The following is a 3,578-nucleotide window of genomic DNA, read 5'->3' on the forward strand; positions in this document are numbered from 1 at the left end:
ACGGTCACCGGCGACTGGCTCGGCGACGACGTGCCGGACGCCGCCTACTGGGTGCGCAACCTCCGCCACCGGGTCCGCTTCGAAGAGGCCGTACGGGAGTTGGCCGCCGACGGCTTCGACGCCTTCGTGGAATGCAGTGCCCACCCGGTGCTCGCCGGGAACATGACGCACACCCTGGAGGAGACCGGCCGGGACGCGGTCGTGACCGGCTCCCTGCTCCTCGGCGACGGTGGCCTGCGGCGCCTGCTCACCTCGCTGAGCGCCGTCTTCCTTCACGGCATATCCGTGGACTGGACCCGCGTCTGCGCCCACACCGGTGCCCGGCACGTCCCGCTGCCCACGTACGCCTTTCAGCACGAGCACTACTGGCTCGACCCCGTCACCGGCGGCGGCGCCCCGGACATCGCGTCCGCCGGGCTCGCCCCGGCCCGCCACCCGCTGCTCGGCGCGGCCCTGCGCACCGCGGGCGACGAGAGCCTCGTCCTGACCGGGCGACTCACCCCGCACAGCCACCGCTGGCTCCACGACCACGCGGTCGGCACCCTCCCGCTGCTGCCGGGAACCGCCCTGCTCGAACTGGCGGTGCACGCGGGGGACCAGAACGGCACCCCCCACCTCGACGAACTCACCCTGCACGAGCCGCTCCCGCTGCCCACCGGGAGCGACAGCACGGACCTCCAGGTCACCGTCACCGCCGACGGCCCCGACCGCGCCACCGCGACCGTGCACAGCCGGCCCGGGGCCGATGACCGCCAGGGCACCCGGGGCTCCCACCTGCCCTGGACCCACCACGCGACGGCGGCCCTGCGCACCGCCGCCCCGGCACCGGCCCCCGCCGCCCTCGACTGGGCCACCACCTGGCCGCCCCCCGGCACCACCGAGACCGACCTCACCGGCCTCTACGACGAACTGGCCGACGACGGCTACGTCTACGGCCCCGCCTTCCAACTCCTCGCCCGCCTCTGGAGCGCCCCCGACGGCACCGTCTACGCGGAGGCGCGGCTGCCCGAGCACGACGCCGCCGCCCCGCACGACGAGGACTTCGCCCTCCACCCGGCCCTCCTCGACGCCGTCCTGCACGCCGTGGTCACCACCACCCGCTCCGACGACGGCGTGCGCCTGCCGTACGTTTTCAACGACGTCGCCGTAACCGCTCCCGGCGCCCGCACACTGCGCGCACGGATCACCCCCTCCGGCGACTCCACCGTCGCCCTCGACCTCGCCGAACCGTCGGGGCAGCGGGCCGCGAGCATCGGGTCCCTCACGCTGCGGCCCGCGGACACCACACGGCTCACCGCGTCACACGAGGCGACGCCCCGCTCCCTGTTCGCCGTGGAATGGGAACCGCTGACGCTGCCCGGCGAGGCGCGCCCCACAGGACAGTGGGCCGTCCTGGGCGACGACGACACCCCCGTCCTCGAAACACTCCGGAACGCCGGCGCCGCACCGGACGCCCACCGCGACCTCGACGGCCTACGTGCCGCCCTCGACGCCGGCGCAGCCACGCCCGACGTCCTCGTATGGACCGTGGACGACCGGCGGCGCCAGGCCACGGTGACCGCGGCCTACGACCACGCGGCCACGGCCCTGCAGACCGCCCGCGCCCTGCTCCTCGACGAACGGCTGGCCGGCACCCGTCTGCTCGCCGTCACCGAGGGAGCGGCAGGCCCGGCCCCGGTGACCGACGTCGCGGCCGCCACCGTCTGGGGCTTCCTGCGCAGCGCGCACACCGAGGCCCCCGGACGGTTCCTCCTGGCCGACACCGACCGGGACCCCGCGTCGCTGCGCCTCCTGCCCGCCGTCGCCGCGGGCGACGAACCCCAAATCGCCCTGCGCGCAGGACAAGCCCACACCCCCCGGCTCGCCCGTGTCACCGGCCGGGCCGATGACACCGCCGTCCCCTTCGGCCCCGCCGGCACGGTCCTGCTCACCGGCGCCACCGGACACATCGGCCGGCTGATCGCCCGGCGCCTGGTCCGCGAGCACGGCGTACGCCGACTCGTCCTCGTCAGCCGACGGGGAGGCGAGGCGACCCGCGACCTCACCGCCGAACTCGCCGCGGAGGGCTGCGAGGTGACCACCCTCGGCTGCGATCCGGCGGACCACGACGCCCTGCGGACCGCGCTCGCGGGCCTCGGCGCCGACCAAGCCCTCACCGCGGTGGTGCACGCGGCGGGCGTCCTCGACGACGGAACCGTCACCTCCCTGACACCCGACCGGCTCACGACCGTGCTGCGCCCCAAGGCGGACGCCGCCTGGAACCTGCACGAACTCACCCGCGACGAGCCGCTGACCGCGTTCGTCCTCATGTCCTCGGTCTCCGGCGTCCTCGGCGGCGCGGGACAGGCCAACTACGCCGCCGCCAACGCGTTCCTCGACGCACTGGCCGCCCACCGAGCCGATCTCGGCCTCCCGGGACAGAGCCAGGCCTGGGGCCTGTGGGAGCAGGACGACCGCAGCGGCGGCATGGCCTCCGGCCTCGACACCACCGACCGCGCGAGGCTGGCCCGGCTCGGTGTGGCGCCGCTGCCCGAGGAGCAGGCCCTCGCGCTGTTCGACCGGGCCGTCGCGGACCCCGCTCCGCTCACCGTGCCCACGAGGCTGGACCTCCGGCGGGTACGCGAACAGACGGAGAGCGGGGGGATCCCGGTCCTGCTGCGCGGGCTCGTCCGCCGACCGCGGCCCGCTGGCGGCGACGGAACGTTCACCGAGCGCCTGACGGCACTGTCGCCCGACGAACGGCTCGACCTGGCCCTCGGACTCGTACGCGATCTGGCCTCCGCCGTCCTCGGCCACGCCTCGGCCGACCGGGTCCCGGTCACGCGCGCCTTCCGCGACTTCGGCTTCGACTCGCTCAGCGCACTCGAACTGCGCAACCGGCTGAACAACGCCACCGGACTGCGCCTTCCCGCCGGACTGGTCTTCGACCACCCCACCCCGACGGAACTGGCCGCCCACCTGGTGGACCAACTGGTGGGCACGGCACCGCAGGAGGAACCCGCCGCGCCCACGGCCTCCACCGAGGAACCCCTCGCGATCGTCGGCATGGCCTGCCGCTACCCCGGAGGCGTCACCAGCCCCGAGGAACTGTGGGAGCTGGCCGCCACCGGCGGCGACGGCATCGGCCGTTTCCCGGCGGACCGGGGCTGGGACCTCGACGGGCTGCACCACCCCGACCCGGACCACACCGGCACCTCGTACACGCGTGAAGGCGGGTTCCTGTACGACGCGGGCGACTTCGACGCGGGCTTCTTCGGGATCTCGCCGCGTGAGGCGCTGGCGATGGACCCGCAGCAGCGGCTGCTCCTGGAGACCTCCTGGGAGGCGCTCGAACAGGCCGGGCTCGACGCGGACGGCCTGCACGGCAGCCGTACCGGAGTCTTCGCGGGGCAGGTCTACCACGACTACGCGCCGTCCCCGGACCAGACTCCCGGGCACGTCGAGGGCCTCCTCATGACCGGCAGCGCGGGCAGTGTCCTGTCCGGCCGGGTGGCTTACACGTTCGGCTTCGAGGGCCCGGCGGTGACGGTGGACACGGCGTGCTCGTCGTCGCTGGTGGCGATACACCTGGCGGGGAG

1 protein-coding gene is annotated in these 3,578 nt (G+C 74.9%); it reads left to right on the plus strand.

Going from position 1 to position 3,578, the window contains the following annotated elements; all coding sequences use genetic code 11:
• Window positions 1-3,578, plus strand: a 3,578-nt coding sequence (locus ACGFYH_RS37205; RefSeq protein WP_393807598.1) for an SDR family NAD(P)-dependent oxidoreductase, incomplete at both ends; no start/stop codon positions are given.

Source organism: Streptomyces sp. NPDC048392, assembly GCF_043200575.1.
Taxonomy (GTDB): domain Bacteria; phylum Actinomycetota; class Actinomycetes; order Streptomycetales; family Streptomycetaceae; genus Streptomyces.